The 25,418-nt window shown below is 62.2% G+C and carries 25 protein-coding genes and 1 pseudogene; 12 read left to right on the forward strand and 14 right to left on the reverse strand.

The window, feature by feature from the left end:
- The first annotated feature begins 101 nt into the window (after nucleotides 1-101).
- Nucleotides 102-899 carry an undecaprenyl-diphosphate phosphatase gene (locus J3O30_RS01620; RefSeq protein WP_207582582.1) on the forward strand — a complete coding sequence of 266 codons (798 nt, stop codon included), beginning with the start codon at nucleotides 102-104 and terminating at the stop codon, nucleotides 897-899.
- A 679-nt stretch (nucleotides 900-1,578) separates the two neighbouring features.
- On the opposite strand, the gene J3O30_RS01625 is transcribed toward J3O30_RS01620, so the two are convergent.
- The 7 genes from J3O30_RS01625 to dnaN all read right to left on the reverse strand — a co-directional run bounded on the left by J3O30_RS01625 (nucleotide 1,579) and on the right by dnaN (nucleotide 7,063).
- On the reverse strand, nucleotides 1,579-2,559 hold the full coding sequence (locus tag J3O30_RS01625) for a complex I NDUFA9 subunit family protein (RefSeq protein ID WP_207582583.1): 981 nt from the start codon (nucleotides 2,557-2,559) through the stop codon (nucleotides 1,579-1,581).
- A 111-nt stretch (nucleotides 2,560-2,670) separates the two neighbouring features.
- Entirely contained in the window at nucleotides 2,671-2,958 is a 288-nt protein-coding gene (locus J3O30_RS01630) for a DUF1330 domain-containing protein (protein WP_207582584.1), read from the reverse strand.
- Nucleotides 2,959-2,986: 28 nt separating this feature from the next.
- Entirely contained in the window at nucleotides 2,987-3,694 is a 708-nt protein-coding gene (gene pyrF / locus J3O30_RS01635) for an orotidine-5'-phosphate decarboxylase (protein WP_207582585.1), read from the reverse strand.
- Nucleotides 3,695-3,700: 6 nt separating this feature from the next.
- On the reverse strand, nucleotides 3,701-4,282 hold the full coding sequence (locus tag J3O30_RS01640; protein ID WP_207582586.1) for a histidine phosphatase family protein: 582 nt from the start codon (nucleotides 4,280-4,282) through the stop codon (nucleotides 3,701-3,703).
- Between the two features lies 1 nt (nucleotide 4,283).
- The gene (gene pmtA, locus J3O30_RS01645) at nucleotides 4,284-4,883 is read right to left on the reverse strand and encodes a phospholipid N-methyltransferase PmtA (protein ID WP_207582587.1); all 600 of its coding nucleotides are present in this window, start codon (nucleotides 4,881-4,883) and stop codon (nucleotides 4,284-4,286) included.
- A 95-nt stretch (nucleotides 4,884-4,978) separates the two neighbouring features.
- Nucleotides 4,979-5,890: a DUF72 domain-containing protein gene (locus J3O30_RS01650; RefSeq protein WP_207582588.1), complete on the reverse strand. Its 912-nt coding sequence runs from the start codon at nucleotides 5,888-5,890 to the stop codon at nucleotides 4,979-4,981.
- 54 nt (nucleotides 5,891-5,944) lie between these two features.
- A complete protein-coding gene (gene dnaN / locus J3O30_RS01655) occupies nucleotides 5,945-7,063 on the reverse strand; it encodes a DNA polymerase III subunit beta (RefSeq protein ID WP_207582589.1) in 1,119 nt (372 codons plus the stop codon).
- 247 nt (nucleotides 7,064-7,310) lie between these two features.
- Here dnaN and rsmI point away from each other — a divergent pair, with 247 nt between their 5' ends.
- From rsmI to J3O30_RS01670, 3 genes are all read left to right on the forward strand, one after another.
- Nucleotides 7,311-8,228 carry a 16S rRNA (cytidine(1402)-2'-O)-methyltransferase gene (rsmI, locus tag J3O30_RS01660; protein WP_207582590.1) on the forward strand — a complete coding sequence of 306 codons (918 nt, stop codon included), beginning with the start codon at nucleotides 7,311-7,313 and terminating at the stop codon, nucleotides 8,226-8,228.
- Nucleotides 8,218-8,586 carry a YraN family protein gene (locus J3O30_RS01665; RefSeq protein ID WP_207582591.1) on the forward strand — a complete coding sequence of 123 codons (369 nt, stop codon included), beginning with the start codon at nucleotides 8,218-8,220 and terminating at the stop codon, nucleotides 8,584-8,586. The genes rsmI and J3O30_RS01665 overlap by 11 nt, the downstream gene beginning before the upstream one ends.
- Before the next feature lie 176 nt (nucleotides 8,587-8,762).
- Nucleotides 8,763-9,266 carry a cupin domain-containing protein gene (locus J3O30_RS01670; protein ID WP_207582592.1) on the forward strand — a complete coding sequence of 168 codons (504 nt, stop codon included), beginning with the start codon at nucleotides 8,763-8,765 and terminating at the stop codon, nucleotides 9,264-9,266.
- A gap of 20 nt (nucleotides 9,267-9,286) precedes the next feature.
- Here J3O30_RS01670 and J3O30_RS01675 read toward each other — a convergent pair whose 3' ends face one another.
- Nucleotides 9,287-10,297 carry a LacI family DNA-binding transcriptional regulator gene (locus tag J3O30_RS01675; protein WP_207582593.1) on the reverse strand — a complete coding sequence of 337 codons (1,011 nt, stop codon included), beginning with the start codon at nucleotides 10,295-10,297 and terminating at the stop codon, nucleotides 9,287-9,289.
- 336 nt (nucleotides 10,298-10,633) lie between these two features.
- Here J3O30_RS01675 and J3O30_RS01680 point away from each other — a divergent pair, with 336 nt between their 5' ends.
- The 5 genes from J3O30_RS01680 to J3O30_RS01700 all read left to right on the forward strand — a co-directional run bounded on the left by J3O30_RS01680 (nucleotide 10,634) and on the right by J3O30_RS01700 (nucleotide 17,150).
- Nucleotides 10,634-11,617, forward strand: a complete 984-nt coding sequence (locus J3O30_RS01680) for a sugar ABC transporter substrate-binding protein (protein ID WP_207582594.1) — start codon at nucleotides 10,634-10,636, stop codon at nucleotides 11,615-11,617.
- A gap of 281 nt (nucleotides 11,618-11,898) precedes the next feature.
- Nucleotides 11,899-13,419 carry a sugar ABC transporter ATP-binding protein gene (locus J3O30_RS01685; RefSeq protein ID WP_207582595.1) on the forward strand — a complete coding sequence of 507 codons (1,521 nt, stop codon included), beginning with the start codon at nucleotides 11,899-11,901 and terminating at the stop codon, nucleotides 13,417-13,419.
- Complete coding sequence (locus J3O30_RS01690) at nucleotides 13,403-14,431, forward strand: ABC transporter permease (protein ID WP_207582596.1); 1,029 nt, start codon at nucleotides 13,403-13,405, stop codon at nucleotides 14,429-14,431. Before J3O30_RS01685 ends, J3O30_RS01690 begins: the two co-directional genes overlap by 17 nt.
- 62 nt (nucleotides 14,432-14,493) lie before the next feature.
- Nucleotides 14,494-15,441 carry a glutathione synthase gene (gshB, locus tag J3O30_RS01695; protein WP_207582597.1) on the forward strand — a complete coding sequence of 316 codons (948 nt, stop codon included), beginning with the start codon at nucleotides 14,494-14,496 and terminating at the stop codon, nucleotides 15,439-15,441.
- A 176-nt stretch (nucleotides 15,442-15,617) separates the two neighbouring features.
- Nucleotides 15,618-17,150, forward strand: coding sequence for a YifB family Mg chelatase-like AAA ATPase (locus tag J3O30_RS01700; protein ID WP_207582598.1), 1,533 nt, complete (start codon nucleotides 15,618-15,620; stop codon nucleotides 17,148-17,150).
- A 146-nt stretch (nucleotides 17,151-17,296) separates the two neighbouring features.
- Here J3O30_RS01700 and cysK read toward each other — a convergent pair whose 3' ends face one another.
- Complete coding sequence (cysK, locus tag J3O30_RS01705) at nucleotides 17,297-18,259, reverse strand: cysteine synthase A (protein WP_207582599.1); 963 nt, start codon at nucleotides 18,257-18,259, stop codon at nucleotides 17,297-17,299.
- Nucleotides 18,260-18,403: 144 nt separating this feature from the next.
- The gene (locus tag J3O30_RS01710; protein ID WP_207582600.1) at nucleotides 18,404-19,021 is read right to left on the reverse strand and encodes a LysE family translocator; all 618 of its coding nucleotides are present in this window, start codon (nucleotides 19,019-19,021) and stop codon (nucleotides 18,404-18,406) included.
- Between the two features lie 233 nt (nucleotides 19,022-19,254).
- Between J3O30_RS01710 and J3O30_RS01715 the strand changes: the two genes are divergently transcribed.
- The gene (locus tag J3O30_RS01715) at nucleotides 19,255-19,773 is read left to right on the forward strand and encodes a DNA starvation/stationary phase protection protein (protein WP_207582601.1); all 519 of its coding nucleotides are present in this window, start codon (nucleotides 19,255-19,257) and stop codon (nucleotides 19,771-19,773) included.
- Nucleotides 19,774-19,866: 93 nt separating this feature from the next.
- On the opposite strand, the gene J3O30_RS01720 is transcribed toward J3O30_RS01715, so the two are convergent.
- Complete coding sequence (locus J3O30_RS01720; RefSeq protein ID WP_207582602.1) at nucleotides 19,867-20,781, reverse strand: DMT family transporter; 915 nt, start codon at nucleotides 20,779-20,781, stop codon at nucleotides 19,867-19,869.
- 97 nt (nucleotides 20,782-20,878) lie between these two features.
- On the opposite strand from J3O30_RS01720, the gene J3O30_RS01725 reads away from it, so the two are divergent.
- The gene (locus J3O30_RS01725; protein ID WP_207582603.1) at nucleotides 20,879-21,343 is read left to right on the forward strand and encodes an Lrp/AsnC family transcriptional regulator; all 465 of its coding nucleotides are present in this window, start codon (nucleotides 20,879-20,881) and stop codon (nucleotides 21,341-21,343) included.
- Nucleotides 21,344-21,488: 145 nt separating this feature from the next.
- Here the strand turns inward: J3O30_RS01725 and J3O30_RS01730 are convergent.
- Nucleotides 21,489-22,297 (reverse strand): annotated as a pseudogene (locus J3O30_RS01730) (GNAT family N-acetyltransferase); the annotation flags it as partial.
- A gap of 13 nt (nucleotides 22,298-22,310) precedes the next feature.
- Entirely contained in the window at nucleotides 22,311-22,781 is a 471-nt protein-coding gene (gene dut, locus J3O30_RS01735; RefSeq protein ID WP_207582604.1) for a dUTP diphosphatase, read from the reverse strand.
- A gap of 90 nt (nucleotides 22,782-22,871) precedes the next feature.
- Between dut and J3O30_RS01740 the strand changes: the two genes are divergently transcribed.
- Nucleotides 22,872-24,455 carry a peptide chain release factor 3 gene (locus tag J3O30_RS01740; protein WP_207582605.1) on the forward strand — a complete coding sequence of 528 codons (1,584 nt, stop codon included), beginning with the start codon at nucleotides 22,872-22,874 and terminating at the stop codon, nucleotides 24,453-24,455.
- Between the two features lie 7 nt (nucleotides 24,456-24,462).
- On the opposite strand, the gene J3O30_RS01745 is transcribed toward J3O30_RS01740, so the two are convergent.
- Nucleotides 24,463-25,356 (reverse strand): LysR substrate-binding domain-containing protein, encoded by an 894-nt coding sequence (locus J3O30_RS01745; RefSeq protein ID WP_207582606.1) that lies wholly within the window; start codon nucleotides 25,354-25,356, stop codon nucleotides 24,463-24,465.
- Nucleotides 25,357-25,418: the final 62 nt, after the last annotated feature.

The following is a 25,418-nucleotide window of genomic DNA, read 5'->3' on the forward strand; positions in this document are numbered from 1 at the left end:
AACACGCTTCTTGCGTATGAGGATAGCGGCCGCGCCTGATCGGCTGAAGCTAGGCTCAAGCGCGGCTCAAGTCTGACCGACCTTTAAACCGGAGACAATTTATGGACTATATCAATGCTGCCATTCTCGGTGTCATCGAGGGGATCACCGAGTTTCTGCCGATCTCGAGCACCGGCCATCTCATCATTGCGGAGCAATGGCTCGGCCACCGGTCGGACATGTTCAACATCGTCATTCAGGCGGGTGCTATCCTCGCCGTCACCATCATTTATTGGCGTCGCCTGCTGGATCTGCTGCTGGGCTGGCGGGTGCCGGAGAACCGCGATTACGCCGCCAAGCTGATCGCCGCCTTCCTCATCACCGCAATTCTCGGACTTATCGTCAAGAAGCTCGGCTTTGAACTGCCGGAGACCGCAACGCCGATCGCCTGGGCGCTTATCATCGGCGGTATCTGGATGATCTTCGCCGAATGGGCCGCGGCGCGCAAAGCCCCCCATAAGGAGATCACCTGGCTTGTCGCCATCCTGGTCGGCATCGCCCAGATCGTTGCGGGCGTCTTCCCGGGAACCTCGCGCTCCGGCGCCACGATTTTCGTCGCCATGCTGGCCGGCACCGGCAACCGCGCCGCTGCGACCGAATTCGCCTTTCTCGTCGGTATCCCCACCATGTATGCCGCGAGCGGCTATGAATTGCTGAAGACTTTCAAGGATGGCGGCGCGGCAAACGAGGACTGGACGGCGCTCGGCATCGCCTTCGTTGTTTCCACGGTCGTCGCATTCGTCGCCGTCAAATGGCTGCTGGCCTATATCAGAAGCAACCGCTTCACGCTGTTTGCCGTCTACCGCATCATTCTCGGTGTCTTGCTGCTTGGCATGGCGGCAACCGGCCTGATCGCCTGAGACATTCCTAAAAACGCATTGCATTCGCGCGATCTCCAGGCGCGAATGCAAATGCCCCGGCGCGCTTGGCCATCAGCCCCCGATTTCCGGAAGCAGCCGATTTTTCAGATAGCAATGTTGAAAGAGTAGACGCCCGCTGCTTTTAAAGCCGGCAAGACCGAGCGTTTATTGGGAACGTCCTGCTTCAGACGCTCCGGCCGCTGCTTGTCTTTGTGAGGCCGGCATCGAGGCGCGGCCTTTTCGTCAATGGCTGATCGAAGCCGTCGAGCAAGGATCGACGCCGTAGGCCGGCGAGCAATCACCCTTTATCGCCGCGACAGAACCTGGCGCCACAAAGGAGCCTGCCAGGATAATTAGCGCCGCACACGCAAAAAGGAGCGCGATTGACTTGCCCATCGAGAATTGCCTTTCACAGTGATTGCCGTACGCGATCCCGGGCGTTGAGTCCGTCGGAAGACGCGCGGGTTTGGTAGTCAGTGGAATGGCAAATAGCAATAAACGTTCCTGCTAAATTTGGCGTTAATTCCACAAAATTCCCGATGCGTCTTTTATGCAACTGCACTTGGTATGGCCGGCACAACACCATTTCAAACTTGTGCCAGCTTTGCTTGAGCCGGCAAAGCAAAACGCCGTCCGCGTTATGCGCGAACGGCGTCGTTCCGAAGGTTCAAAAAATTGGTCAGGCGGCCTTGCCAGTGCCCGTGTACTGGCCATGCGGCCGATAATGCACGAGATAGGAGTCGAGCACCGACGCTGCCATGGTCGGCGTGATGCCGAGGCCCTGCAGGGTGCGGCCCTCCGCCTCGGCTGCTGCGGAGACGATGTTGTCGTATCTCAGCATGCGAACCTGGTCCGGGGTGATCGGCGGCGTCACGAAGGGGATCAGCGAAGCGATGCTGCCGATCAGCGAAGCGACGCTGAAGGGCAGGGAGACCAGCGGGTTCTTGCGGCACGTCACCTTCAGCATTGTCTCGAGACATTCGCGGAAGCTCAAGACCTCAGGCCCGCCAAGCTCATAGATCTTGCCGCCTGCGACTTTGCCATCGACGGCGCGGGCAACGGCCTCGGCGATATCCTCGACATAGACCGGCTGGAATTTCGTCTTGCCGCCGCCGACCAAGGGCAGGACGGGCGACATACGGGCCATATCGGCAAACTTGTTGAAGAAGCTGTCCTCCGGTCCGAAGACGATCGACGGACGCAAGATCACCGCATCCGGCTTGATGGAGAGGATGGCGGTTTCGGCACGGCCCTTGGTGCGGCCATAACCTGAATCCGAATTCGCATTGGCGCCGATCGCCGAAATATGGGTCAGCGTGGCGCCTGCGCCGCGCGCCGCTTCGGCCACCGCGCGTGCGCCGAATTCCTGCACGGCGTCGAAGGTGTTGCGGCCGGTCTCGTGCAGAATGCCGACGCAGTTGACGACGTGGCTCGCACCGTCGACGGCGCGGTCGATCGAGCTGCGATAGCGCAGGTTCGCCTGCACGAAGGAGATCTGCCCGACATTGCCGAGCGGCTGCAGGAAATTGGCGAGATCGGGACGGCGCACGGCGACGCGGATATTATAACCGCGCTTGGCGAGCGCCCGGACCACGTGCCTGCCCACGAAGCCGGACCCTCCGAATACGGTGACGAGCGGCGGCAGATTGGCAAGGGTCATGGCAGGCTCCTCGAAAGGCTTGGCGGGATGCTGTATCGGCTCCGTCTTAGCCCAATCCCGGCGCGACGGGAAGGCCTCTCGCGCCCTCAGTTTTTGCTGATGCGAGCCGGGTCAGACGCCCTCGACGACGACCATTTCCGCATCCGCCACTTCCTGACGGATTTTCGCGGCGATCTGGTATTCCGGCGAATTATAGCAGTCGACCGCATGCTGCAGCGAGGGGAATTCGATCACCACGTTGCGCACCCGCGCCTTGCCCTCGAGTTCGGTGAACGCGCCGCCGCGCGCCAGGAAATTCGCGCCGTATTTTTCGAAGGCCGGCTTGGCCGCCGCCACGTAATCCTTGTAGCGCTCGACATCGCGAACATCGACGCGGGCGATCCAATATCCCTTGGCCATGATCTTCTCCCTTTTGTGTTGGGTTCTGTCAGCGGTTTGCCGGCCAGAGTGCGCCGACCATTTCGTTGAGGACGGCGCGGGCCGCATGCCGGGGATCGGGCGCCTTGACGATCGGCCGGGCAACGACGAGATGCGTCGCCCCTGCCTTCAGCGCGTCGAACGGCGTCATCACCCGCTTCTGGTCGCCATGGTCGCTGCCGGTCGGGCGAATGCCGGGGGTGACGATTGCCATGTCGGGCCCGACGATCTCGCGCACCTCGGCCGCCTCAGCTGCCGAGCAGACGATGCCGCCCATGCCGGCAACTCGCGCCTGTCCGGCGCGGCGCAGCACCAGGCTGTGCGGATCTTGGCTATAGCCGGCATCGGCAAGGTCTTCGGCATCCATCGAGGTCAGCACGGTGACGCCGAGCAGGCAGAGGCTGGAACCGGCTGCTGCCTCGACTGCCGCCTTCATCGCCTTCGGATAGGCGTGCAGCGTCAGCATCGACATGCCCATCTTGGCGATGTTCTCGACGCCTGACGCAACCGTGTTGTCGATGTCGAGCAGCTTCATGTCGAGAAAGACCTTCTTGCCGCTTGCGGCAAGGTCGCGGGCAAATTCGAGGCCGCCGGCAAAGACCAGCTGATAGCCGATCTTATAGAAGACAATGTCGTCGCCGAGCGTTGAAACCAGTCTTTCCGCCTCGTCGATCGTTGGAACATCCAGGCCGACGATCAACCGCTCGCGTGCGTCCATCTGAAGTCACCCCTGCCAGTCTTCGATGGGTGTCCAGTCGCATGATAGGAGCCGATCCGCAAGGCCGAAAGCATAGAGATTGCCGCCGCCGCCCGGCTGGTCGCGGTCGCGGGAAATCGGCCGGCCCGCCAGGGCGCATTTGAGCAGCGTGCCGACGCCGCCATGGCCGACGAAGGCGATCGGCGCTGTCGCATCATGTGTGGCCAAAACGGTCTTCACCGCCTCGACGATCCGGCGCTGGGCATCGACGGCGCGTTCCCAGCCTTTGAAGCTCTCTTCCGGATGGGCGAAGAACCAGTTGGCCGCCTCTTCGAATTGCGGCGGCGGTAGGAAGCCGGTGGCCGAACGGTCGTTCTCGTGCATGCCGTGGACGATCTCGATCGTCACGCCGGCGGCTTCCGCCAGAATTTCGGCTGTCTCGATCGCCTTCGTCTCGTCGCTGGAGACGATGCGCCGCAACTGCCGCGCCCAGATGCTTTCCGCTGCCTTGCGGGCGCGCACCGCGCCGACATCGGAAAGCCCCCATTTCGGCACCGGCACGTTGGCGTCGATCCGGACCTGCGGATGGGTGATGTAGAGCCCGAACATCTCAGCCGCGCCGATAGATCCAGAGCTGCGCCGGCGGAATGTTGCGCATGACGAAGTCGAAATGCTGAATATGGTAGCGGTCGGGATTGGCGGCGATCGGCGAGATCGCACCATAGGAAATCTGCACCACCGGCCGGCCGGCCGGCAGCCGGTCGAGCAGGCTTTCGAGCAGCGACACCCGCATCGCCATCGGGAAGTTCAGAAGCGGAATGCACGAGATGACGCAATCGAACGTGCGGTCGCCGAATTCACCCAGCGTCGCCTGAAGATCGAAGGCATCGCCGTTGATGAAGTGCACGCCGGGATAGGCGCGCTGCAGATGCTGGTGGAAATCCGTCGAATATTCGATCGCGACCAGATTGTCCGGCTTCACACCGCGGCCGAGGATGGCTTTGGTGATGGCGCCGGTGCCCGGCCCGAGTTCGAGCACCGGCATGCCGGAATGCATGTCGATGACGCTTGCCATGCGCTTGGCGGTAATCGAGGAGGTCGGCACGATCGAGCCCACCGTCTTCGGCCCCTGCATCATGCCCCGGAAGAAACGGATCTCCTCATCGAATCTCTTCCCGAGGTGTTCCTTCACCTTGACTCGTAAGCGCATTCTCCACCCATCCGCACGTTGATCGAATGCCTTAATATGCCGGTTGTCGTTCCCGGGACAAGGATTTTCGCAACGAGGACATCGGCATCAACAGCTCATGCGGCTTTCGGCGCCGAACGCGGCATGAGATCGGCAAGCCTTTCGCTCAGATGATCGGCGTCGATGGGCGCGCGCAGCTTCTTGTCGGTATTGTCGAAATAGAGATAGACGTCGCGGCCCGTGTTGCGCGGCGTAAGCGGCGCCAGCACCCGCGTCGCATTTTCCGGTTCTCCGCCGGTTGCCCAGGAGCGGATCCGGTCTGCCCAGAGGTCGAGGGCCTCGTCCGCGTAGCCGCTGACATAGAGCTGTTCGGAGCCATGCAGGCGGCAATAGATGAAATCGGCGGTGATATCCATCAGCAGCGGCCATTCCACCGTGTCGGCGCAGACGAGCGCAACATTGTGGCGTCTGAGCATCTCGATGAAGGCGGCAGAGCGGAAGCTGTCGTGGCGGATTTCGAGCGCGTGGCGGATCGGCTGATCGCCGTCGCTTCGAAGCCAGGCCCGTCCCTTGACATGCCCGTCATGCCGCTTGGCAAGTGCTGTCGCTGCATCGCGGTCCTGCGGCAACAGCGCCAGGAAATTTTCGAAAAGATCGGCATCGAAGGCCATGTTCGGTGGAAATTGCCAGAGGATCGGCCCAAGCTTCGGGCCGAGCCGCAGCAGGCCGGAGGCAAGGAAATTGGCGAGCGCCGTCTCGATCGCGCGCAGCCGCAGCATATGGGTAATGAAGCGCGGCCCCTTGACCGCGAAGACGAAATCATCGGGCGCTTCGTCGCGCCAGCGGCCGAAGCTTTCGGAACGCTGCAGACTGTAGAAAGTGCCGTTGATCTCGATCGACGGGAAGTGTCGGGCAGCGTAGGAGAGCTCCTGCTTCTGCGGCAGGTCCTCCGGGTAGAATTGGCCACGCCAGGGCGCATAGGTCCAGCCGGATACGCCGATGCGCACCATTCCCGTGTTTGTCATCATCGGATCCTCCGCTTCGACAGGAGGAAAAACGGAGACGGGAGGCCTTCGTTCCCGTCAGACGCGCATCGGCATCAGCACGTAGAGCGCATCGTCGCCTGCCGTGTCGCGGATCAGCGTCGGCGAGCCGGCATCGGCCAGCAGGAAGATCGCCTCTTCGCCGGAAAGCTGCGCGGTAATGTCGAGCAGGTATTTGGCATTGAAGCCGATTTCCATCGCATCCGTGTCGTAGCCGACGGCGACTTCCTCGGTCGCACTGCCGGAATCCGGATTGTTGACGGTCAGCGTCAACTGCCCCTCGGAAAGCGCCAGCTTCACGGCGCGGCCGCGTTCGGACGAGATGGTCGAGACGCGGTCGACGGCCTGGGCGAAGGTCGTGCAGTCGACGCGCATTTCCTTGTCGTTGCCCGTCGGGATGACCCGCTGGTAGTCCGGGAAGGTGCCGTCGATCAGTTTTGAGGTCATGACGATCGAGCCGATTGTCAGGCGGATCTTGGCGTCGGAGACCTCGACGGTCACCATCACTTCAGGATTGTCGACCAGCTTCTGCAGTTCGCCGACCGTCTTGCGCGGAATGATGATGCCGGGCATGCCTTCGGAGCCGGAGGGCGCATCGACATCGGCGCGCGCCAGCCGGTGGCCGTCGGTGGCGACCGCCCTGAGCTTCAGGTCGCCCTTGCTCTCGATCGTATGGAAGAAAATGCCGTTGAGATAATAGCGGGTCTCCTCAGTCGAGATCGCGAATTGCGTGCGGTCGATCAGCATTTTCAGATCGGCCGCCTTCAGCTTGAAGGAATGCGTGAAGGTGCCGGCGGTCAGATCCGGGAAGTCCGATTGCGGCAGGCACTGCAGCGAGAATTTCGAGCGGCCGGACTGCACGGTCATCGAGCCGCCGTCGGCGCTGGTCGCCAGCAGCACTTCCGATCCGTCGGAAAGTTTGCGCACGATATCGTAGAGAAGATGGGCGGGAACGGTGGTGGCGCCGGCCTGCTCGACGCTTGCCGGCGTCGCCTCGGTAATCTCGAGGTCGAGGTCGGTCGCCTTCATGTCAAGGTTCTGGCCATCGGCCTTCAGCAATACGTTGGACAGGATCGGGATCGTGTTGCGACGTTCGACCACGCGGTGCACGTGGTTCAGCGATTTCAACAGGTTTGACCGCTCAATAGTAATACGCATGGGATGCTACCGCTTTCGACCGTGACTGTCCGGGCGCATCGAGCACCCGAAGAATGCTTTCCCGGCCTGGGCCGGGTGAGTGGACGGGCAAAATGGCAGACTTCAGCATCGGTTTGCAAGAGGCATGGAGGGCCAGGCGCCTGCATTTGCGGTTTTCCAGCGCAATGCGCACAGAAATCCGAACCCTTGCCGAAGCTGCGCCGCTCGCCCATAAAGGCGCGATGACGGCGGGACGAAAGCAAATGGCATGAATGAGGAAACGACAGAGCAGGCCGCCAACCGGCGAAGCTTCCGCCTGCACAATATGGCGGTGCCGGCGCGGCCGCTGGAACCGGCGCTCTATCTGGTCGCCACGCCGATCGGCAATCTCGGCGACATCACGCTGCGGGCGCTGGAAACGCTGGCCGGCGCCGATGTGCTTGCCTGCGAGGATACGCGCGTCACCCGCGTTCTGCTTGACCGCTATGGCATCCAGAACCGTCCCTTCGCCTATCACGAATACAATGCCGATGAGGCCGGCCCGCGGCTCATCCAGGCGCTGGAGGCCGGCCGCTCGGTGGCGCTGGTGTCGGATGCCGGCACGCCGCTGGTCTCCGACCCGGGCTATCGGCTGGCGCAGCAGGCGATCACGGCAGGTCACCGCGTCATCCCCATTCCCGGCGCCTCGGCACCGCTTGCAGCCCTTGTCGGCTCCGGCCTGCCGAACGATGCCTTTTTGTTTGCCGGTTTCCTGCCGGTCAAGGACAAGGCCCGCCGCGATCGTCTTGGCGAATTAGCCGCAGCCCCGGCAACGCTGATCTTCTTTGAATCGCCGCACCGTATCGGCGCCACGCTTCTGGCCGCCGCCGATGTGCTGGGCAGCACCCGGCCTGCCTCCGTCTGCCGTGAACTGACCAAGACCTATGAGGAATTCCGCCGCGGCACGCTTGGTGAGCTTGCCGCGCATTATCAGCAGGTGGAAAACGTCAAGGGCGAGATCGTCCTCGTCGTCGGCCCGCCCGAGCCTGTGGAAACGCCGGAGGCCGATGTCGAAGCCGTGCTGGCCGATCTCGTCAAGACCATGCCGACGGCCAAGGCGGCGACCGAGGCGGCCCGTCTCACTGGCCTGCCGCGCAAGGTGCTCTACCAGCGCCTGCTGGCGCTGAAAGGCGCCGATGGGCGATAACGACCTCACCGCCATAAGAAGAAAAGCGCTGCGCCGGGGGCTGATGTCGGAATATGTCGCCGCTCTCTTTCTGATGCTGAAGGGTTACCGCATCCTGGCGCTGCGCCACCGCACCCGGTTCGGCGAGATCGACATTATCGCCCGCAAAGGCGATCTCGCTGTCTTCGTCGAGGTCAAGGCCCGCCATGGCGAAGCCGCAGCCGTCGACGCCGTCTCTGTCTCTGCCCAAAAACGGATACGAGCGGCAAGCGATCTCTGGCTCGCCCGCCAGGCGGATCAGGCCCGTCTTTCCCAGCGCTATGATATCGTCGCGGTCACGCCCGGCCGGCTGCCGCGGCACTTTCAAGACGCTTTCTAATGCATGTCGCCCGGAAGTGTGCAGCGGTTCCGGGACAACGACATGCATAAAAACAAAGGGCTTTAGCCCGCCTTTCAAGATCGCCGTCCCAATCGTTAAACTTTTAGTCCCCGCGTGAACCAGGTTCTTACGACTCTCTGCTACCCCCTCGGTAGGGATAACAATTGGGGTTGTTCATGGCCTGGAAGCTGATGCTTGCAAGTGCGGTCGCCATGGCGGCGCGCTCGGTGCCTTATGCCGTGGCGAAGCCGGCGGGGAAATCTTTCGTCGCGCATGCAAGCGACCTGCTGCCGCTGAAGCCTTCGCCGATCAATCCGGACTGGATCGTCAGCGGCAATCCGCAGGCCCGCACCGCCGAACATTCGCGCGGCCATGACGAGGCCTCGCTGACGGCGATCTGGGACTGCACCGCCGGCGAATTCCGCTGGTATTTCGGTTGGGACGAGACCGTGATGATCCTCGAAGGCGAGGTCCATATCACCGCCGAGGACGGCACCGAACGAACGCTTTGCGCCGGCGACGTGGCGTTTTTTGCCGGCGGCACCTGGGCGAGCTGGCGGATCGACGACTATGTCCGCAAGGTCGCCTTCCTGCGCAAGCCGTTTCCGAAACCCTTGGCGATCGCCTATCGCCTCCGCAACATGCTGCGCAATAGCGGCAACCAGGGCATCGCTGCCTGAGCAGGGCCGCCGGGTGTGCGTTAATCCGGCTGGGGCGGGGCGGTGGTTTCCCCGTTTAGAACCTCGCATGCAAACAGGATCGGATTGTCGAGTTCGGGCGCGGTCTGCTTGTTCAAAAGAACGGCCACCGCAGCCGCGGCCACGTCTTGAATCGGCTGCTTCACCGTCGTCAGCCGCGGCGTCGTCATGCTGGCGAGCGGGATACCGTCGAAGCCCATGATGGAAAGGGCGGCAGGGACCGGGATTCCCAGGTCATGCGCGGCCCGCATGCAGCCGATTGCCTGCTGGTCCGAACTTGCAAAGATCGCCGTCGGCCGCTCGTTGCGGGCCCGGGCCAGAAGGTAATTCCCCGCCGAACGACCGCTCTCATAGTCGAAAGCCGCCTCGGCAATCAGGGGCGGCCCTGCCGTTTTTGCGCCGCCGTCCATCTGCTCCAATGCGTCGAGATAACCCATGAGGCGGTCATTGGCGGGGACGGAATGCCCAGGCCCTGAGATGAAGCCGATGCGGCGATGCCCAAGCTTGACAAGATGCTCGACGCCAAGGCGAACGCCATTGCGGTGATCGGCGGCAATGCCGGAATATCCTGGCATCAGACGGTCGACGACGACGATCGGCAATCCCTTCGGCAGCTTGATCGTATGGAAATCATTGCTCGGAACGAGGATGATGCCGTCGACCTTACGGCTCGTCAGCTGCTGGATGCGATCGGCTTCCTTGGCGGCATGATCAAGGGAGGTCATGACGATGATATTGTAGCCGTGATTGGCCGCCGCTTGTTCCGCCGATTGCACGAGTTCCGAGAAGAACGGATTGGTCAGATCCGGAATGACGATGCCGATGAGGCGGCTAATCTTGCTGCGCATGCTTCGCGCCGACGGGTCCGGCATATAGCCGAGGTCTTTGATGATCCCGGTGACGCGTGCCCGCAACTCCTTGGTCACCGAGGGATGGTCGTTCAAAACCCTCGAAACGGTGCCGGTGGAAACTCCCGCAAGCGTGGCAACCTCTCTAATCCCGACCTTTGACATGACAGAAACAGTTGCCCTTCATCTTCGCGTTCGCAAGACGCCCGAGGGCGCATGACCGCAGCTTCCAGCTAATGGTCTTTGCCGCCCCAGTCAAAGGGCTGCACGTCACTCATAATGGCCGTCTCTCATAGCATGAAGGCAGTGCATCACTCAATGGAACCGGTTCATCATACACGTCACTAAAGGGAAGAAAATTGCCGCTTCTTTGAGCTGCTTGCCTCATCAAAGTCATCTTGACAATTCCTAAGGGCGTGTTACCCAGTGCGTGTTGGAAACGGTTCATTTGCCGCGGGCAACTCAGATGGAGCTGAGCCCAGAGCCGTTCGGGAGGAAAAAATGTCCAATTCTAAGCGTCAATCCGTCTTGATCAATGCGCCGCGCCGTGCGGCCTTGAGGCTCGGCCTCGCCGGCACATTGGTGCTGGCGCTGTCCTGCAGCGTGTCGCCTGCCTTTGCGGCCGAGAAGCCGAAGGTCGGCCTGATCATGAAGTCCCTGTCGAATGAGTTCTTCAAGCAGATGAAGGCCGGCGCCGACAAATATGCGGCGGAAAACAAGGACAAGTTCGACTTCAAGGCCGTCGGCATGAAGGACGAGCGTGATTTCGCCTCGCAGGTCGATGCCGTCGAGAACTTCGTCACCCAGAAATACGATATCATCGTTGTGGCGCCGGCCGATTCAAAGGCAATGGCCACGCCGCTGGCAAAGGCGGTTAAGGCCGGCGTCAAGGTCATCAACATCGACGTGCCGCTTGATGCCGGTGCCAAGAAGGCAGCCGGTATCGATCTGGCGTTCTTCGGGCCAGACAACAAGGAAGGCGCAAAGCTTGCGGGCGATGCGCTTGCCAAGGACCTCGGACCCGGCGCCAAGGTGGTCATCCTCGAGGGCAACCCCGAGGCCGACAATGGCAAGGAGCGCAAGGAAGGCTTCATGGGTTCCATCAAAACCGGCAAGCTTGAGCTTCTTGACAGCAAGACCGCCCATTGGGAGACAGAGGAAGCCAACACCGTCATGACCAATTTCCTGACGAAATATAAGGATATCAAGGGCGTCATGGCCGCCAACGACTCCATGGCCCTCGGCGTCGTCAAGGCTCTCGATGCGGCCGGCCAAGCCGGCAAGATCAAGGTTGTCGGCTTCGACAACATTCCGCCCGTTCAGCCGCTGATCAAGGATGGCAAGATGCTCGCCACCGTCGAACAGTACGGCGCGCAGATGGCGGTCATGGGCATCGACTATGGCATGCGGGAACTTGCCGGCGAAAAATTCACCGGCTGGGTCAAGACCGACGTCAAGCTCGTCACAGCAGCCGATCTGAAATAATCGGGATTACCGACGACAAGGCAAAGAGGCGCCGGCTTGCTGTCGGCGCCAACGACTACCAACCGATCGACGCGTTGATCGCTCCGGAAGAGGCTTGTTTCGAGCCTCTCCGATGCGCCTTTCGTGGAGGATCGCCTAGAGCGCTTCAGCTTTTGATGGAAGCGCAGAACCGCTCTAGCTTTTTGTTTTTACGCAATTCCCGGCAAAAGCACTTCGCGCTTTGCCTGGGAAAACCGCTTCACACTTTTCCTGGAATTGCTCCAATCGTGCATGAGGTCGACGTGTCAGACGCAGCAGATGACGATATCCTGAGACTGGAAAGGATCGGCAAGCGCTTCCCCGGCGTCGTGGCCCTCAAGGATGTCTCGATGCGGATCAGCCGCGGCAAGGGGCACGTTCTCCTGGGCGAGAACGGTGCCGGAAAGTCGACGCTGATCAATCTGCTCGGCGGCGTCTTCAGGCCGGATGACGGCCATATTCTATTTGACGGCAAACCTTACCATCCCTCCTCGCCGCTGGAGGCGTTCAAGGCCGGCATCCGCGTCATTCACCAAGAACTGCACCCGCTGTCCAACCTGACGGTTGCCGAAAATCTCTTGTTTGAGCATCTGCCGCGCCGATATGGCCTGGTGAACTATAAGGCGATGAACGCCAGGGCGGCCGAACTCCTCGAAGAGGTCGGTCTCGACGTTGCCCCGACGACGCTGGCAGGCAGCCTCAGCGTCGCGCAGCTGCAACTGGTCGAGATCGCCAAGGCGCTTTGTTACGAAAGCAAGCTTCTCGTTCTCGACGAACCGACGGCAACTCTGACCTCCAAGGAGGTCGATCGCCTCTTCGAAATTCTGAAGCGCCTGAAGCGGCGTGGCGTCACCACGCTCTATATCTCACACCGGCTGGAGGAGATCTTCGACGTCGGTGACGACGTGACGGTGCTGCGCGACGGCCAGCATGTGATTACCCGTCCGCTGGCGGGATTGGCTATCCCTGACATCGTCGAGCTGATGGTCGGGCGCAAGCTTTCCGATCACGGCATTTTTAAAGGCGACAGCATCGTATCTGGCGAAGCGCTCGGCGTTTCCGGCCTGAAGGTGAACCGCAACAGCCCGGAACTGTCCTTTTCCGTCGCCAAGGGCGAAATCGTCGGCATTGCCGGCCTTGTCGGCAGCGGGCGCACCGAGGCGGTTCGGGCTCTCTTCGGCGCCGACGTCAAGGCATCCGGCGAAATCCGTCTGAATGGCGAGCTGGTCGAAATCAATTCGCCGAAGGATGCCGTTGCGGCCGGGCTGTGCCTGGCAACCGAAGACCGCAAGATGCAGGGCCTGATGCTCGACATGAGCTGCGCCCAAAACTCCACGATAACCGATCTCGCCAAGATCTCCCGCAACGGCCTGATCAGCGGCAAAGCGGAGGATGATCACGCCCAGCGCCTGGTGCGCGAGCTGCGGATCAAGACGCCCTCCATCCATCAGGCCGTCAGGACCTTTTCCGGCGGCAATCAGCAAAAGGTGGTCATCGCCAAATGGCTGTTCCGCGGCCCCAAGGTGCTGATCTTCGATGAGCCGACCCGCGGCATCGACGTCGGTGCGAAGGCCGAGATTTATGAGCTGTTGTGGAAATTTGCCGCCGAAGGAAAAGGTGTGCTGGTGGTATCTTCGGATCTGCCGGAGCTGATCGGCATTTGCCATCGCATCATCGTTTTCTCCGACGGCAAAATATCCGGCGAAATCGCTCGCGAACAATTTGACGAGAGCAGGATCCTGTCGCTCGCCTACAAGGAGTACAGTCGTGTCCGCCAACATTGAAAAACAGACCGAGGCAAAAGAGGCGCGCTTCTGGGACAAGCTTATCCGGATCTCGATGAAGGAGGCGGGCGTCGCCATCGCCCTCATTCTGATCCTGGCGTTTTTCTCGGCGACCGCGCCCTATTTCGCGACGCCGGAGAATTTCCTGAAGATCTTCGTGCAGATTGCCATCAACACCGTGCTTGCTGCGGGCATGACCTTCGTCATCCTGGTCGGCGGCATCGATCTTTCGGTCGGCTCGCTGCTTGCCCTTTGCACGGTGATCGGCGCAACGATCATGATCAATCCGATGTTTTCGCCATGGCAGGCGATTATTCTCGCTTGTCTTGCCGCGATGGGCACCGGCGCTGTGCTTGGCGCCGTCAACGGCTGGATCTGCGAGAAGTGGAAGCTTCCCTCCTTCATCGTCACGCTCGGCATGCTCAACGTCGCCAGCGGCCTGGCGCGCGTCGTCAGCGACAATTCGACTATCACCGGCCTGCCGCAGCCTTTCGTCGATTTCGGCAACCTGATCTTCTGGGGCATACTCCCATCGATCTTTTTGATTGCGGTCGTCGTCGTCCTCATCGGCTGGTTCGTGCTGCGTTATACCGTCTTCGGCCGCTTCGTCTTCGCCATCGGCACCAATGAAGAGGCCGTTCGGCTCTCGGGACATCAGCCGAAAAAATACAAGATCGCGGTCTTCACCATTTCCGGGCTGACCGCCGGCATCGCCGCCATGGTCTATCTGCTCCGCCTCAATGTCGGCAGCCCGGTTGCCGGCATCGGTTATGAGCTGAATGCCATCGCTGCCGTCATCATCGGCGGCACCAGCCTCTCGGGCGGCAAAGGCTCGATCATCGGCACGCTGGTCGGCGCCTGCATTCTGCAGGTCCTGTCGACCGGATTGCAGCTTCTCGGCGCCGACGACAATATCAAGCCGATCGTCATCGGCGCCGTCATCGTGCTTGCCGTCATTCTCGACAGCTATCGCGGCCGGCTGATGCGGATCCTCGAAACGCGAAGCCCTTGATTGGCCGTTGCGTTTGATATCTCTCCGACCTACATCTGTCCGGCATTCAGCGAGGGACGGAAATGGCCAAGATCACCAATGTAGCGGTCCAGATGGACCATGTCGCCGGCATCAATATTGCAGGTGACTCCACCTTCGCCATGAGCCTGGAAGCGCAAGTGCGCGGCTACAGGCTATTCCATTATACGCCCGAGCGCCTGAGTTTTCGCGACGGCAAGCTCTATGCCAGCGTCGAGCCGATGCTGCTGCGCGATGTCAAGGGCGATCACTTTGAACTCGGCGCGCCGGAGCGCGTCGATCTTTCGACCATGGATGTCGTGCTGCTGCGCCAGGACCCGCCCTTCGACATGGCCTATATCACTTCGACGCATCTGCTCGAGCGCATCCACCCGAAGACGCTGGTCGTCAACGATCCGGCCTGGGTGCGCAATTCGCCGGAGAAGATCTTCGTTACCGAATTCGCCGACCTGATGCCGAAGACGCTGATCACCAAGGATGCCGCCGAAATCCGCCGCTTCCGCGACGAGATGGGCGACATCATCTTGAAGCCGCTCTACGGCAATGGCGGCGCCGGTGTCTTCCATTCGACCCGCGACGACCGCAACCTATCGTCGCTGCTTGAGATGTTCGGCCAGCTTTTCCGCGAGCCCTTCATCGCCCAGCAATATCTGCCCGACGTGCGCAAGGGCGACAAACGCATCATCCTGGTCGACGGCGAATTTGCCGGCGCCATCAACCGCGTGCCGGCCGAACATGACAGCCGCTCCAACATGCATGTCGGCGGCCGCGCCGAGGCGACTGAGCTGACGCCGCGCGAACAGGAAATCTGCGACCGCATTGGCCCAGCGCTCAGAGAACGCGGCTTCCTGCTCGTTGGCATCGATGTGATCGGCGATTACATGACCGAGATCAACGTCACCTCGCCCACAGGCATCCGCGAGGTCAAGAAATTCGGCGGCGCCGATATCGCCAGTCTGCTCTGGGATGCGATCGAGCGCAAGCGCGGCTAAGCTTGGCGCGCGAGCCACCCGCGCCTGCTATGACCGGGCACAACTCCGGTCACAGTCTACATCTGACTATGTTCCCATCGTGTTCTTGTTTTATTCCTGTTTCCATGCCAGATTGCAACTGCTGGCCCGGAAGGGTTGCGGGCGGTATAAGAGTTTGCGGGCAGGGGGATGGGTTTATGGTCGCGCGTGTCAGTACGGTGGCATTTCAGGGCATCGAAGGTGTGCCGGTCGAGGTCCAGGTCATGGTCGCTCCCGGCAAAGTCGGCATGCAGATCGTCGGCCTGCCTGATAAGGCGGTGGCCGAAAGCCGCGAACGTGTGCAGGCCGCCCTTCACGCCTCCGGCCTGGCGCTGCCGGCCAAGCGGGTGACCGTCAACCTGGCGCCGGCCGATCTGCCGAAAGAAGGCTCACATTTCGACCTGCCGATCGCGCTGGCGCTGATGGCGGCGCTCGGCGCCATCCCTGCCGATGCGCTGGCGGAGTATGTCGTCGTTGGTGAACTCAACCTCGACGGCACGATTGCCGCCATATCGGGCGCGCTGCCGGCGGCGATCGGCGCCAATGGGCTCGGCAAGGGGCTGATCTGCCCGGCCGAAAGCGGCGCCGAAGCCGCCTGGGCCGGCGCCGAGGTCAATATTCTCGCACCCCGCAGCCTGATTGCCCTTGCCAATCATTTCCGCGGCACGCAGGTGCTCACCCGACCGGAGGCATCGATCCGCGCCAATGCCGCCAACCTGCCGGACCTTGCCGAGATCAAGGGCCAGGAAAGCGCCAAGCGGGCGCTCGAGGTAGCAGCCGCCGGCGGCCATAATCTCTTGATGGTCGGCCCTCCCGGTTCCGGCAAGTCGATGCTGGCGTCAAGACTGCCGTCGATCCTGCCGCCGCTCTCGCCCGCCGAGCTGCTCGAGGTTTCGATGGTCCATTCGATCGCCGGCCAGCTCTCCGGCGGCAAGCTTTCCGACCGCCGGCCTTTTCGCACGCCGCACCATTCCGCCACCATGGCCGCCCTCGTCGGCGGCGGCATCCGCGCCCGGCCGGGCGAGGCCTCGCTTGCCCATCACGGTGTGCTCTTCCTCGACGAGTTTCCCGAATTTACCCCGCAGGCGTTAGATGCGCTGCGCCAGCCGCTCGAAGGCGGCGAATGCGTCATCGCCCGCGCCAATCACCGCGTCTCCTATCCGGCGAAATTCCAGCTGATCGCAGCGATGAACCCCTGCCGATGCGGCATGGCCGGCGAGCCCGGCCATACTTGCGCCCGTGGCCCGCGCTGCATGAGCGATTATCAGGCCCGCATCTCCGGCCCGCTGATGGACCGCATCGATATCCGCATCGACGTGCCGGCCGTCTCCGCCGCTGATCTGATCCGGCCGATGGCCGCTGAGGCCAGCGCCGACGTCGCCCGCCGCGTCGCCCGCGCCCGCGAGATCCAGCAGGAGCGCTTCGAGGCCGCCGGCGCAAAGGGCATCGGCACCAATGCCCGCTGCTCCACCGCAATGATCGAGAAACTCGCCGAACCCGATGCCGGCGGCCTGCAGCTGCTGCGCGACGCCGCCGAAAAGATGAAATTCTCCGCCCGTGGCTACCACCGCGTCCTCAAGGTCGCCCGCACCCTCGCCGACCTCGACGGCAAACCGACGGTCGGCCGCCTCCATCTCGCCGAAGCGATTTCTTACCGCATTGCAGGGGAGAGGTTGACGGCGGCGGCGTGAGGATAGAAGCGAATAGGAAGTAGCGAATAGCGAATAGTTAAGTGCCTTGCCCGTCACCAAGCAGGCCTTCATCCTATTCGCTATTCGCTATTCGCTATTCGCTATTCGCTATTCGCGCTATTCGCGCTATTCGCGCTATTCGCTATTCAGCTACCCAGCCCTTCAAACAGCGCCGTCGACAGATACCGCTCCGCGAAGGACGGGATGATGATGACGATGTTCTTGCCGGCGTTCTCCGGACGGCTGCCGACTTTGATGGCGGCGGCCAGCGCCGCGCCCGAGGAGATGCCGACCGGCACGCCTTCGAGCCTTGCGACCAGGCGCGCCTGTTCGAAGGCCTCGTCGTTGGTGACGGTGACGACCTCGTCGTAGATGCCGGTGTCGAGGATTTTTGGGGCGAAGCCGGCGCCGATGCCCTGGATCTTGTGCGGGCCGGGATTGCCGCCGGAGAGGATCGGTGAATCGGCGGGCTCGACGGCGATGATCTGGATCTCGGGTTTGCGGCTCTTCAGCACCTGGCCGACGCCGGTGATCGTGCCGCCGGTGCCGATGCCGGAGATGAGGATGTCGACCGTGCCGTCGGTGTCGTTCCAGATTTCCTCGGCCGTGGTCTTGCGGTGGATCTCGGGATTGTCCGGATTTTCGAACTGCTGCGGAATGACGGCGTCGGGAAGCGACCCTGCCAGTTCCTCCGCCTTGGCGATGGCGCCCTTCATGCCCTTCGGTCCCTCAGTCAGCACGAGCTCGGCGCCGAGCAGCGCCAGCATCTTGCGGCGCTCGACCGACATGGTTTCCGGCATGGTGAGGATCAGCCGATATCCCTTGGCGGCGGCGGCAAAGGCGAGCGCAATGCCGGTGTTGCCCGAGGTCGGTTCGATCAGCACCGTCTTGCCGGGCGTGATCTTGCCCTGCGCTTCCAAGCCTTCGATCATCGCCACGCCGATGCGGTCCTTGACCGAGGCGATCGGGTTGAAGAATTCGAGCTTGCCGATCAGATTGGCCACCACGCCCTTTTCCCGCGCCAGCTTGTCGAAGCGCACGAGCGGCGTATCGCCGATGGTCTCGGTGATCGAGGAATAGATGCGGCCGCGGCCGGGCTTGTGCGACATGAGTGCCTCCCTTTCAAATCCTGCTTCTGAAATCGAGGAGGAGAATAGGGTCAAAGGCCTGAAGAGGCCAGACCGCGTTCACCCCGGGGGAGCGGGACGCGGAGAAAAATACCTTTGAAAACCGGTTCTTGCCGAATGTTTATTTCAGGCCGCCCGGGTGGCGATGAAGGCCGCCGTGCCGGCCAGGATGCCGGCCGCGATCCGGTTCAGCGCCTGCAGGGCGCGCGGTCGCTTCAGCATCGTGCGAGCCCGTGAGGCCAGCAGCATATAGGGCACCAGCACGGTGATCAGCACCACGAAGGTCACCGCGAGCAGGAGCGCATAGTCACGCAGCCCGATATTGCCGATATCGATCAGCGTCGGCACTAGGGCGACATAGAACAGCATCGTCTTCGGATTGCCGAGCGTCACCAGCAGGCCGGAAAGGAAGGACAGGCCGATATTGCTGGATTTCTTCGCCGTGATGTCCTGCGGCAGCAGTCCCGTCGTCCAGAGCCTCCAGGCGATATAGCCGAGATAGAGGGCGCCGGCGATCTTGATGACGATGAACACCTCGGTGAAGGTCTGCGCCACGAAGGCAAGACCGAGAATGACCGCTGTCAGATAGGTCATGTCGCCAAGCACCAGGCCGAGGCCCATGAAAAAGGTCTCGCGGAAATTCGAGCCGAGCGCGCGGGCGACGATCGCGGCAATCCCCGGTCCGGTTATGGCGGCTGCGATGAACAGCGCTCCGGCATAGGTGATCAGGGCTGCGAGGCTCATCGTTGATATCCACTGGATTGCGCGAGCTCTCTATAGGCGCGTGTTGCGCCGTCATCAATGCTTCGGCGCTAATCGGTCCATGACCATAAGGAATAGGTCTGCTGAACGATAAGCCACTTGGAAAGCGATCCGGCCTTGCTAGTTCTCTCTCTGCACGCGCGCCATCGGCACCCTTTGCGCTTCCCGAAAAGACCGGCGGCGCCGTCGAGATTTCATCACCAAGGAGAAAATGAATGTCCTCTTCATCAGCCGAGACCCGCAGACTTTCGCCGCTCAAGACGCCCTCCACCCTGCCGACCAATGCCGTCACCGATATTTCGGCGGCGCTGACCGCGCTGCTTGCCGATGTCTTCACCCTTTATATGAAAACCAAGAACTTCCACTGGCATATGTCCGGCCCGCATTTCCGCGACTACCACCTGCTGCTTGACGAACAGGCAGAGCAGATATTCGCCATGACCGACGACATTGCCGAGCGCGCCCGCAAGATCGGCGGCGTGACGCTGCGCTCCATCGGCCAGATCGCCCGCCAGCAGCGCATAACCGACAATGACGCGGATTTCGTCACGGCCGAGGACATGCTGTCGGAACTGCGCGAGGACAATGGCCAGCTCGTTTCGCTGCTACGCGAGGTGCATGGTCTCTGCGACGAGCATAATGATGTCGCGACCGCCAGCCTGATCGAGAACTGGATCGACGAGGGTGAGCGCCGCACCTGGTTCCTGTTCGAAACGACGCGCCGCCAGAAGTAAGACCGGCAAACCGGCGTGCCGGCCATCGATGCCGGCACGCCAATGCATGTCATCCGGACGTGTGCAGCAGTTCCATGCGACGCGCTTCAGCTCTCAACTCTCCAGCGCCCGCGGCCGCAGCCATCTTGGGCTCCAGCCGAGGTTCATGCCGGCGGCGGCAAGCAGGATGATCGCCGCGCCCGCGATCTGCATCGGCTGCAGCGCGTGGCCGAAGGCCAGCCGGTCGACGAGGATCGCCGCGATCGGATAGAGGAAGGACAGGGCGCCGGTGAGATGCGTCGGCAGCCGCTGGATCGCGCCATAGAGCAGCACATACATCAGCCCGGTATGAACGACGCCGACGGTGATAAGGATCGCCCACGTCCCCACATCCGCGGGTGGATGCGAAAAGTCGGTCATCGGCGCCAGCATCAGCATGCCGGTCGCGACCTGGATTAGCGCGATAAGATGCGGCGGCGTGCCCTTCAGCCATTTCGCGGCAAGCGCTGCGAGCGCGTAGAAGAAAGCCGCGCCCAGCGCCATCAGGATACCGAGGCCGTAGCCGTCGAGCGCATCGCCGCTTCCACCTGGTTTCCCCTGCACGATCGCTATCATGCCGGCGAAGGCGAGCACCAGCCAGAACAGCTTGGTCGCGGTGATTTTTTCGCCGAGAAACAGCGCGCCAAGCACCAGCAGCATGAAGGGCTGGGTGTTGTAGACGGTCGTGGCGATCGAGATCGTCGCATGAGAGTAGGAGGCAAACAGCAGCAGCCAGTTCAAGACGATGGCGACGCCGCCGAAGACGGCGATGCCGAAGGTGCGCAGCGTGAGAATGCCGGGCCGCAGCAGCCCGAGGGCGCCGCAGATGACGAGCAGGGTGAGCGCGCCGAACAGGCAGCGCCAGAAAACCACGCCGCTGACTGGCTGGCCCGACATGACGACGAACCAGCCGATCGTTCCCGAGATCAGCATCGCTGCCGTCATTTCCGCTGTGCCTCTTTTGATGTCGCTGCTCATGATTGCCTCCATTGTTGGCATCAGAATATTGAAGTGGCCGGCAATAATATATAATGATAAGAAGGAGAATGATCGCTATTGCCTAATCATGATAGGAAAAGATGACGCCATGGCTAATGATGCGCAATCGCTCGACGATACCGATCAGGCCATTCTGGAAGCCTTGGCCGGCAATGCGCGCATCTCGCTGAAGGAGCTGGCGCAGGAGGTGGGGCTCTCTTCGCCGAGTGCTGCCGAGCGTCTGCGGCGGCTGGAGGAGCGCGGCGTCATCAAGGCCTTCACCATCGATCTCGACCCCGCCGCCGTCGGTTATCCCCTGCAGGCGATCGTCCGCGTGCGCCCGCTGCCGGGACAGCTGCACATCGTCGAGCGCATCATCCAGGAAATTCCCGAAATCGTCGAATGCGACAAGGTGACCGGGGAGGATTGTTTTATCGCTCGCCTGGTCATCCGCTCGATGGCGGAGCTCGACGGCCTGCTGGACAGGGTCGCCGAACGGGCGGAAACCAACACCGCGATGATCAAGGCCTCGCCCGTCAAGCGCCGCCTGCCGCCGCTGTCACGGAAAAAGTAAAGTCGGCGAACGAGTGCTTAAAGCGCGTCGCGATCTTTCAGATTCGCTCCTTGCGCTTTAACTCTTTGTTTTACGCATGTCGTTGCGGCAAAAGCGCTTCGCGCTTTGCCTGGGAAAACCGCTGCACACTTTTGCGCGACATGCTTTAGAAATCCGCCATCGGCGACAGCATTGCCGGAAAGTGCGGGGCCTCATCGCCGAGCCCGCGCAGCATCAGCACTGTGCCGCTTTCCACCGGCTGCGGCGTGCCCGCCCAGCCGAGCTTATCGGGACGGAAAAACACCTCGACGGCGGCCGAGGCAATGTCGAGCCCGCCGAGGATCGCGGCAAGCGCCGGGATCTCCGTCGCCACGACATCGAGAAGGCTGAAGCGGCCCGCCTCATGAGAAACATCGCGGCATTGATTGTCACCGAGAGCGAGGTCGAAACCGGGCTTCGCGCTTTCAGCAGCGATTGCAGCAGGGCAAGATCGTCGGCATTGCTCGGCGCAAGCAGCCGGGCGGGGCCGGCGAAAATCGAGGGGTCTGGTGCAACTCCCTCATATCGATACTGCGGTATCGCGCGAAAACCGTAGGCTTGGTAGAGCGACGGTTTGTCGGTGTAGAGGATGACGGCTTCAAAACCCTGCCGCTCGCACCAGTCGAGCGCTTTCACCGTCACGTCGCGGTAGAGCCCGCGGCCGCGCCATGGCGGCCGCACCGCACCCGATTGCAGCCCGGCGGCATGGACGATCCTGCCGTTGAGGACGAAGGGCAGCGCAAAGGCCGAGATATTGGCGGCAAGGACGCCCTCGGCATCGAACCAGCCGAACGGCATGCTGGTGGGATCGGGTCCGCCGAGCCGCTGCATTGGGCCGAGATCGATGCCGAAAATATCCTTGAGCAGGCAGACCAAGGCTGCCCAGCCGGCCGGGTCGCCGAAATAATCCTGCCGGAAGGTGAGGCCCGCGCTGTCGGGGGCTTATTCATCACACGCCGGTAGAGCCGAAGCCGCCGGCGCCGCGCATTGTCTCGCTTGCCGCGGCACTCTCGGCGACCCGCGCCTGGGTCACCGGCGCGATCACCATCTGGGCGATGCGCATGCCGCGCTCGATAATGAACGGTTCGTCGCCGAGATTGGCGAGCAGCACTTTCACCTCGCCGCGATAGTCACTGTCGACGGTGCCCGGCGAATTCAGGCAGGTGATGCCGTGTTTGAAGGCAAGGCCGGAGCGCGGCCGCACCTGGCCCTCGAACCCCTCGGGGATCTCGAAGATGAAACCGGTTGGCACCAGCGCCCGTTTGCCGGGCAGCAGCGTCAGTGGTGCTGCCGCGTCGACGGCGGCGCGCAGGTCCATGCCGGCCGCCCCCTTGCTTTCATAGGCGGGCAGGTCGAGGCCTTCGCCGTTGGCCAGGCGGATGAGGTTCAGCGTCGGTCTCACATCGTGATGAATGGTCATGGCCCATTACTTTGCGCCCGGAGCGCCGAGGTCAATTGCAAAGCCGGGCTTTAATCGTTAGATACGCGGCAATTCCACAGGATTCACAGTATGGCCGAAAGTCTCGCCGAGGCGGTTTCCCGCCGCCGCACATTCGCTATTATCGCCCACCCGGACGCGGGCAAGACGACGCTCACCGAAAAGCTGCTGCTGTTCGGCGGCGCCATTCAGCTTGCCGGGGAAGTCAAGGCGAAGAAGGATCGCATACAGACGCGCTCCGACTGGATGAAGATCGAGCGCGAACGCGGCATCTCCGTCGTCACCTCGGTGATGACCTTTGAATATAACGACAATGTCTTCAACATCCTCGACACACCGGGCCACGAGGATTTCGCCGACGACACCTATCGCACGCTGACCGCCGTCGATGCCGCCGTGATGGTCATCGATGCCGCCAAGGGCATCGAGCCGCGCACGCTGAAGCTCTTCGAAGTCTGCCGCATGCGCGATATCCCGATCATCACCTTCATCAACAAGATGGACCGCGAAAGCCGCGATCCCTTCGAGATCCTCGACGAGGTGGAAGAGAAGCTGGCGCTGGATACGGCGCCGATCACCTGGCCGATCGGCCGCTCGAAGACCTTCTGCGGCTCCTACAATATTGCTGCCAACACGGTGCGCGGCTCGGATACCGAAATCGAGGGAACGCCGGTCAACGGCCCGCAGAGCGTTGCCGGCCGGCTGCCGGAAAACGAGCGCCAGGTCTTCGTCGAGGAGACGGAACTGGCGATCGAGGCCTGCCGCCCATTCGACCGCCAATCCTTCCTGGAAGGCCATATGACGCCGGTTTTCTTCGGCTCGGCGCTGCGCAATTACGGCGTTCGCGACCTGATCGACGCGCTCGGCGATTTTGCGCCGCCGCCACGCGACCAGGTCGCCGATACCAGGACGGTGCACGCGACCGACGACAAGATGACGGCCTTCGTCTTCAAGATCCAGGCCAACATGGATCCCAACCACCGCGACCGCATCGCCTTTGCCCGCATCTGCTCCGGCAAGCTCGAGCGCGGCATGAAGGCAAGGCTTGCCCGCACCGGCAAGCAGCTCGGCCTGACGGCGCCACAATTCTTCTTTGCCTCGCAGCGCCAGCTCGCCGACACCGCCTATGCCGGCGATGTCGTCGGCATTCCCAACCACGGGACGCTCCGCATCGGCGATACGCTGACCGAAGGCGAATCGCTGGTCTTCCAGGGCGTGCCGAACTTCTCGCCTGAAATCCTGCGCCGCGTGCGCCTGGAAGACGCGATGAAGGCGAAGAAGCTCAAGGAAGCCCTGCAGCAGATGGCCGAAGAAGGCGTCGTCCAGCTGTTTTCGCCGGAAGACGGTTCACCGGCGATCGTCGGCGTCGTCGGCGCCCTGCAGCTCGACGTCTTGAAGGAGCGGCTGATGGCCGAATACGGCCTGCCGGTCTCCTTCGAAACGTCGCGTTTCTCGGTCTGCCGCTGGATCTCGGCCGATCAGCCGGCCGATCTCGAAAAATTCCTCACCGTCAAACGCGGCGATATCGCCCGTGATCTCGACGGCGATCCGGTCTTCCTCGCCCAGGACGGTTTCTCGTTGCGCTACGAGTCGGAACGCCATCCGGCCATCAAGATGGTCGCCATCAAGGAGTATCACGCCGCCAAGGCGGCGTGATACGGCTCTAGCCGGCAAGCCGTTCCGCCAAAAAATCGACGACGGCGCGCACCGCTGGCAGCTGGCCGCGCCGGTGCGGCATCAGGATCGTCGTCTCGATGCTGCCGGCCGTCCAGTCCGGTAGCAGCCGCACCAGCCGCATGGTCGCCAGCGCCTTCCGGCAGACCGATGTCGGCAGGCAGGTGATGCCGAGCCCGGCCGCCGCCGCTTCCATCAGCACATAGGGTTCATCCGCCGCCATCACGGACTGCAGTGTGACCAGAGCCTTTTCGCCGCTATCGCAATAGAGCCGCCATTGATTGTCGGTCAGGCTGGTCATGATCGTGGCATGTTGCGCCAGCTCTTCCGGCCTGCTCGGTTCGCCATGGGCGCGGATATAATCCGGCGACGCGAGAATGAAGAAAGGATGGCTGGCAAGCTTGCGCTGCACCAGCGCCGAATCCGGCAGCGGCGCGCGGTGACTGCGCAGCGCGATGTCGAAGCCTTCCTGGACGATATCGACGAAGCGGTCGGTCACATGAACGGAAAGCCGGAGCTTTGGATAGCGTGCCGCCAGCGCCGGCAGATGCTCCGTCAGGGTGAACTGCGCCGTCGGCACCGAGGCGGTCAGGCGAACGCTGCCGGCCGGTTCGGCCAGATGCCGCCGCACGATGCCCTCGGCCATCTCCGCCTCGATGATCGAGGCCTGGGCGTGCTGAAAGAATTCTCGGCCGAGCTCGGTCAGCGCGAAGCTCCGTGACGTGCGCTGAATCAGCCGCACGCCAAGCCGTCCCTCCAGCTCCGCGACCCGCTTGCTGACGGTCGATTTCGGAATGCCGAGATGTCTCGCCGCGGCCGTGAAACCGCCACTGTCGACCGCCTGCACGAAGAGATGCAGGTCGTTGAGGTTGAAAAGCGCCATGACCATCTTCCAGGATTATAGACATTGGGATGCATTTATAGCCTCTACCGCAAGATCGTCCA

The sequence above is a fragment of the Rhizobium sp. NZLR1 genome, from assembly GCF_017357385.1.
Lineage (GTDB): Bacteria > Pseudomonadota > Alphaproteobacteria > Rhizobiales > Rhizobiaceae > Rhizobium.